This is a genomic window from Pseudomonas peradeniyensis (assembly GCF_014268935.2).
GTDB lineage: Bacteria > Pseudomonadota > Gammaproteobacteria > Pseudomonadales > Pseudomonadaceae > Aquipseudomonas > Aquipseudomonas peradeniyensis.
Genome location: NZ_JABWRJ020000003.1, coordinates 1,180,398 through 1,186,972 on the forward strand (window position 1 = coordinate 1,180,398; position 6,575 = coordinate 1,186,972).

5 protein-coding genes are annotated in these 6,575 nt (G+C 65.5%); all 5 read right to left on the bottom strand.

What is annotated here, in order from left to right; all coding sequences use genetic code 11:
- Positions 1 to 7 precede the first annotated feature (7 nt).
- Positions 8 to 2,863: an aminomethyl-transferring glycine dehydrogenase gene (gcvP, locus tag HU751_RS20340; protein ID WP_186734111.1), complete on the bottom strand. Its 2,856-nt coding sequence runs from the start codon at positions 2,861 to 2,863 to the stop codon at positions 8 to 10.
- An 11-nt stretch (positions 2,864 to 2,874) separates the two neighbouring features.
- Positions 2,875 to 3,258, bottom strand: a complete 384-nt coding sequence (gene gcvH, locus HU751_RS20345; protein ID WP_028691988.1) for a glycine cleavage system protein GcvH — start codon at positions 3,256 to 3,258, stop codon at positions 2,875 to 2,877.
- Between the two features lie 282 nt (positions 3,259 to 3,540).
- Complete coding sequence (gene gcsR, locus HU751_RS20350; protein ID WP_186734110.1) at positions 3,541 to 5,049, bottom strand: transcriptional regulator GcsR; 1,509 nt, start codon at positions 5,047 to 5,049, stop codon at positions 3,541 to 3,543.
- 127 nt (positions 5,050 to 5,176) lie between these two features.
- Positions 5,177 to 5,545, bottom strand: a complete 369-nt coding sequence (locus HU751_RS20355) for a DUF5064 family protein (protein ID WP_186734109.1) — start codon at positions 5,543 to 5,545, stop codon at positions 5,177 to 5,179.
- A 56-nt stretch (positions 5,546 to 5,601) separates the two neighbouring features.
- Positions 5,602 to 6,531 (bottom strand): carbamate kinase, encoded by a 930-nt coding sequence (arcC, locus tag HU751_RS20360; RefSeq protein WP_186734108.1) that lies wholly within the window; start codon positions 6,529 to 6,531, stop codon positions 5,602 to 5,604.
- Positions 6,532 to 6,575 lie beyond the last annotated feature (44 nt).

Here is a 6,575-nt window from a genome sequence, read left to right on the forward strand (position 1 = left end):
CACCCGATCAGACGTCCTGATAGCTCTCGATCGACGGGCAGGCGCAGACCAGATTGCGGTCGCCGAACACGTTGTCGACTCGGCCCACCGGTGGCCAGTACTTGCCTTCCACCAGGCTCGGCAGCGGGTACACCGCCTGCTCACGGCTGTAGCCGTGGGTCCATTCTCCGGCCAGCTCCGCCGCGGTGTGCGGGGCGTTCTTCAGCGGGTTGTCGTCCTTGTCCAGGCTGCCGTTCTCGACGGCGCGAATTTCCTCGCGGATCTGGATCATCGCGTTGCAGAAGCGGTCCAGTTCCTCTTTGGACTCGCTTTCGGTCGGTTCGATCATCAGCGTGCCGGCCACCGGGAAGGACATGGTCGGGGCGTGGAAGCCGAAGTCGATCAGGCGCTTGGCCACGTCGTCGACGCTGATGCCGCTGGTGTCCTTGAGCGGACGCAGGTCGAGGATGCACTCATGCGCCACCAGGCCGTTGCCGCCGGTGTACAGCACAGGATAGTGCTCTTCCAGGCGACGGGCGATGTAGTTGGCGTTGAGGATCGCCATCTGCGAGGCGCGTTTCAAACCAGCGCCACCCATCATGCGAATGTACATCCAGGTGATCGGCAGGATGCTGGCGCTGCCGAACGGTGCGGCGCACACGGCACCGGCAGTGTTCTCCAGCGTCGCGTGGCCGGGCAGGAACGGCGCCAGGTGCGACTTGACGCCGATCGGGCCGACGCCCGGGCCGCCACCGCCGTGGGGGATGCAGAAGGTCTTGTGCAGGTTCAGGTGCGAGACGTCGCCGCCGAACTTGCCCGGGGCGCACAGACCGACCATGGCGTTCATGTTGGCGCCGTCGATGTACACCTGGCCACCGTTGTCGTGGATGATCGCGCAGATCTCGCCGATGGCTTCCTCGAACACGCCGTGGGTCGACGGGTAGGTGATCATGATCGCCGCCAGGCGCTCGCGGTGCTCGATGGCCTTGGCGCGCAGGTCGTCGATGTCGACGTTGCCGCGGGCGTCGCAGGCGGTGACCACCACGCGCATGCCGGCCATGTGCGCGGTGGCGGGGTTGGTGCCGTGGGCCGAGGACGGGATCAGGCAGATGTCGCGGTGGCTGTCGCCGCGGCTGCGGTGGTAGGCGCGAATCGCCAGCAGGCCTGCGTACTCGCCCTGGGAGCCGGCGTTGGGCTGCAGCGACACGGCGTCATAGCCGGTGGCGGCGCAGAGCATGGCTTCCAGCTCGGTGGTCATCTGCAGGTAGCCCTGGCTCTGCTCGGCCGGGGCGAACGGGTGCAGGGTGCCGAACTCGGCCCAGGTCACCGGGATCATCTCGCTGGCGGCGTTGAGCTTCATGGTGCACGAGCCCAGCGGGATCATGCTGCGGTCCAGCGCCAGGTCCTTGTCGGCCAGGCGGCGCAGGTAGCGCATCAGCTCGGTTTCGCTGTGATAGCGGTTGAACACCGGGTGCTCGAGAATGGCCGACTGGCGCAGCAGGCCGGCTGGCAGGCGCACGGCGACAGTGTTGGCCAGGGCGGTGAAGTCAGGGGTGGCCTGGTCGTCGGCGAACAGTTGCCACAGGGCCTCGACATCGGCCTGGCTGCTGGTTTCGTCCAGCGACAGGCCCAGGTGGGCGGTGTCGACCTGGCGCAGGTTGATGCCGAGGGCGCGGGCCTTTTCGTGCAGGGCGGCGGTGGCGCTGCCGGTGGCCAGGGTCAGGGTGTCGAAGAACTCGTCGGTGACGACTTTCACGCCCAGCTTGGTCAGGCCGGTGGCCAGGATCGCGGTCAGCGCGTGGGTGCGCTCGGCGATGCGCTTGAGGCCGGCCGGGCCGTGGTACACGGCATACATGCTGGCGATGTTGGCCAGCAGCACCTGGGCGGTGCAGATGTTGCTGGTGGCCTTCTCGCGGCGGATGTGCTGCTCGCGGGTCTGCATGGCCAGGCGCAGGGCGCTCTTGCCGAAGCGGTCGATCGACACGCCGACCAGGCGGCCCGGCATGTCGCGCTTGAACGCGTCGCGGGTGGCGAAGTAGGCCGCGTGCGGGCCACCGAAGCCCAGCGGCACACCGAAGCGCTGGGCGCTGCCAATGGCCACGTCGGCGTCGAACTCGCCCGGCGGGGTGAGCAGGGTCAGGGCCAGCAGGTCGGCGGCCACGGCCACCAGGGCGCCGGCGGCGTGCAAGCGCTGCACCACTTCGCGGTAGTCGAACACATCGCCGTTGCTGGCCGGGTACTGCAGCAGGGCGCCGAAGAAGGCGCTGACGTCGCCCAGTTCACCCTCGTCGCCTACCACCACTTCGATGCCCAGCGGCTCGGCACGGGTGCGCAGCACGTCGAGGGTCTGCGGGTGGCAGTGCACGGAGGCGAAGAAGGCGTGGCTGGCCTTGTTCTTCGACAGGCGCTTGCAGAAGGTCATGGCTTCGGCGGCGGCGGTGGCCTCGTCGAGCAGGGAGGCGTTGGCGATCGGCAGGCCGGTGAGGTCGCTGATCAGGGTCTGGAAGTTCAGCAGCGCTTCCAGGCGGCCTTGGGAGATCTCTGGCTGGTACGGGGTGTAGGCGGTGTACCAGGCCGGGTTTTCCAGGAGGTTGCGCAGGATCGGCGCCGGGGTGTGGGTGTTGTAGTAGCCCTGGCCGATGTAGCTCTTGAACAGCTGGTTCTTGCCGGCAATGGCTTTCAGCGCGGCGAGGGCGTCGGCCTCGCTCTGGCCGTCTTCGCTGCCGAGCACGCTGGTGCCCTTGATGCTGTCGGGGATGACCGCGGCGGTCATCGCTTCCAGCGAGTCGAAGCCCAGGGTGGCGAGCATGGCCTGCTCGTCAGCGGCGCGCGGGCCGATATGACGGGCGATGAATTCGTTGGCGGTGCCGAGGTTGATGGTCATGGTGCGGTACCTCAGGCGTCGTCGTTGGCTTTGAGCAGGCGGTCGTAGGCGTCCTGGTCGAGCAGGGCGTTCACTTCGCTCATGTCGGCGGGGATGAAGCGGAAGAACCAGCCTTCGCCCAGCGGGTCTTCGTTGACCAGCTCGGGGCTGTCGTTCAGGCCTTCGTTGACCGCGACCACTTCACCGGTCAGCGGCATGTACACGCCGCTGGCGGCTTTGACCGACTCCACGGTGGAGGCTTCGGCGCCCTTGTCGTACTGCTGCAGTTCCGGCAGTTGCACATAGACCACGTCGCCGAGGGCGTTCTGGGCGTAGGCGGTGATGCCCACGGTGACGCTGCCGTCAGTTTCGACGCGCAGCCATTCGTGATCTTCGGTGAAACGCAACTCGCTCATGGGAATTCCTCGGGAAGCAGGGGGCGTTGGGCGCGGTAGGCTCCGCGCTCTTAAGGTTGGAATTCCCTTAGCAATAATGCGGCCAGATAACAAAAATCCTTATTAATCAATAAGTTAATTATATTCTGTAAGTTTTATATCATTCGCCTGGAACGAAATCGATACAGATGGGCAGGGATTCAAAAGCGTTGCAGGATCAAACCCTTGCAAAGGCGCATGCAAATGGATGTGTATCGATACCGTTACGTCGTAATGAAATCGATACGATAGGTGTGGCCTGAGTCAACCTCGGGTTGGAATTCCGTACTTGCGCAAGCGCTGGGCAATGGCCGTATGCGAAGTCTGCAAGCGTCCAGCCAACTGCCGGGTCGAGGGGTAGCTGGCATACAGCCGCTGCAACAGTTCGCGCTCGAAATCCCCCACCGCCTGTTCCAGGCTGGCCACCTCGCCATCCTGACCGCGTGCCACCGAGGTGCCGGCGATGTCCAGGTCGCCGATATCCACGACGTTGCTTTCGCAAATAGCCGCTGCACGGAAAATCACGTTCTGCAATTGGCGCACGTTGCCCGGCCAGGGGTTGGCCAGCAGCGCGGGGTGCGTGGCCGGGGCCAGTCGGCAGGCTGGGCGCTGGATCTGGGTGCAGGCCTGCTGCATGAAGAACTGCGCCAGCGACAGGATGTCCTGGCCGCGATCGCGCAGGGGCGGGACTTGCAGGTTGAGCACGTTGAGGCGGTAGAACAGGTCTTCGCGGAAAGTACCTTCGCCGACCATGCGCTCCAGGTCGCGATGGGTGGCGCTGATGATGCGCACGTCCACTTTGACCTCGCGGTCGCCGCCGACCCGGCGGAAGCTGCCATCGCTGAGAAAACGCAGGAGCTTGGCCTGCAGGTACGGCGACATTTCGCCGATTTCGTCGAGAAACACCGTGCCCTGGTTGGCCAGCTCCATCAGCCCGGGCTTGCCGCCACGTTGCGCGCCGGTGAAGGCGCCGGGGGCATAGCCGAACAGTTCGCTCTCGGCCAGGCTCTCGGGCAGCGCCGCGCAGTTGAGCGCCAGGAACGGCGCGCCATGGCGACTGCTGATGGCGTGGCAGGCACGGGCCACCAGCTCCTTGCCGGTACCGGTCTCGCCGTGCACCAGCAGCGGCGCGTCGAGGGCGGCCACGCGCAGGGCGCGGGCCTTGAGGGTGCGGATGGCCGGGGAGTCGCCGAGCATCGCGTCGAAACCTTCGGCATGGTCGTGGTGCAGGGCCGACAGGCGCTCGCCCATGCGGTTCGGCGGGTACAGGGTCAGCAGGCCGCCGGCGTGGGTGATCGGCGTGGCGTCGAGCAGCAGGCTCTGGCCGTTGAGCTGCATCTCGCGCATCGGTAGGTGGAAGTTGTTGTCCAGCAGGGCCTGGAGCAGGTCGGGATCGCCGAACAGCTCGCCCACCGAGCGCCCGGCCGACTCGCGGCCGCACAGGGCGATCAGCGCCGGGTTGGCCAGCAGCACCAGGCCTGCGCTGTCCACGGCCAGTACCGGGTCGCTCATGGCGGCGAGCAGGGCGTCGAGTTGCAGGTGGCGGCGCTGGCCGGGGAGGATGTCGACCACTTCCACCGACTGCACGCCACGTACCTCGAACAGGGCGTCGTGCAGCTCTTCGAGCACGGCGGGGCTCAGGGTCGGGGCGTCGATGTAGACGTTCGGCGGGACCATCTCCACGGCATCGAGGTTCAGGTTGCGGGCGCCGAGCAGGGCCAGGACTTCCTGGGTGATGCCGACGCGATCGATGAAGCTGACGTGGATGCGCATGATGAGCGAGGCTTTGGCCGGAATGGGCGTCAGTATGCCTCGGCAACGGTGGAAACCCAATCGCGGGGCAAGCCCGCTCCCACGCCTGATGGAATGTCGTGGGAGCGGGCTTGCCCCGCGATGGATTCTACTCCAGGTGCTCAGGCTTGATCGGATCGCCCGATTTGACATCCAGCTTGGTGCGAATGTCCTCGAACATCGCGTCGTAAAGCTTGTGCGGGGAGCCAAGGGTCTCGAATTTCTTCGGTGGGGCCAGGTAAGCCTGGGCCTTGCGCGTGGTGACGCTGAGGAAGCTGGGCAGCACCTGGTCTTTGGCCAGGAAGAACTTCTCGTCGACAGTCTTGCCTTCGATGCTGCCATGCAGACGGAACTCGATACCTCTCCCTTCCTTGGGATCCTGGGCCACTTCGTAGTTGATGTTCAGGTCGTAGCTGTGGTCATTGGTGTTCAGCGCGGTGCGTTCGATATGCACGTGACCGGGTTGGAACTGGGCCATGGCGGAATCCTCCGGAAGGTTGAAAACGGCGGGCGCCAGGCACCCGCCAACTGCATTCAACGGTAGCTGATACCGGGCTTCTGCGTGGAAACCCTGGTACCGGCGGTGCCCTTGACGATGTCCTCGATGTTCTCCAGCGAGCTGATCACCGCCACCTTGCCGGTGTGGCGGGCGAAATCGCAGGCGGCCTGGACCTTCGGCCCCATGGAGCCTGCAGCGAAGCCCAGCCGTTCAAGCTCGTCGGGGTGCGCCTGGGCAATGGCTTTCTGCGTCGGCTTGCCCCAGTCGATGTACGCCGCGTCGACGTCGGTGGCGATGATCAGCAGGTCGGCTTCCAGCTGTTCGGCCAGCAGCGCCGAGCACAGGTCCTTGTCGATCACCGCCTCGATACCCTTGAGCTTGCGGTTCTCGTCGTACATGGTGGGGATGCCGCCGCCGCCGGCGCAGATCACGATGCTGCTCTTCTCCAGCAGCCACTTGATCGGGCGAATCTCGAAGATGCGCTTGGGTTTCGGACTGGCCACCACGCGGCGGTACTTGTCGCCGTCGGGCTTGACCACCCAGCCTTTTTCCTTGGCCAGGCGTTCGGCCTCGTCCTTGGCGTAGACCGGGCCGATGAATTTGGTCGGGTCCTTGAACGCCGGGTCGTTGGCGTCCACTTCCACCTGGGTGAGCAGGGTGGCGAACGGCACCTCGAAGGCCAGCAGGTTGCCCAGTTCCTGTTCGATCATATAGCCGATCATGCCTTCGGTCTCGGCACCGAGCACGTCCAGCGGATAGGCTTCATCCGGCTTGTACGAAAGCCCCTGCAGCGACAGCAGGCCGACTTGCGGGCCATTGCCGTGGGCGATGACCAGTTCGTTGCCGGGGTGGATCTTGGCGATCTGCTCGGTGGCGGTGCGGATATTGGCGCGCTGGTTGTCGGCGGTCATCGGCTCGCCGCGGCGCAGCAGGGCGTTGCCGCCCAATGCAACAACGATACGCATGGGGAATGTCCTTTGGCGCAAATGTAATAGTCTGGTCGGGACCT

What these genes read in the sequence shown, in the direction of transcription:
- gcvP (WP_186734111.1), bottom strand. Translation starts at nt 2,863, where the DNA reads ATGACCATCAACCTCGGCACCGCCAACGAATTCATCGCCCGTCATATC.
- gcvH (WP_028691988.1), bottom strand. Translation starts at nt 3,258, where the DNA reads ATGAGCGAGTTGCGTTTCACCGAAGATCACGAATGGCTGCGCGTCGAA.
- gcsR (WP_186734110.1), bottom strand. Translation starts at nt 5,049, where the DNA reads ATGCGCATCCACGTCAGCTTCATCGATCGCGTCGGCATCACCCAGGAA.
- HU751_RS20355 (WP_186734109.1), bottom strand. Translation starts at nt 5,545, where the DNA reads ATGGCCCAGTTCCAACCCGGTCACGTGCATATCGAACGCACCGCGCTG.
- arcC (WP_186734108.1), bottom strand. Translation starts at nt 6,531, where the DNA reads ATGCGTATCGTTGTTGCATTGGGCGGCAACGCCCTGCTGCGCCGCGGC.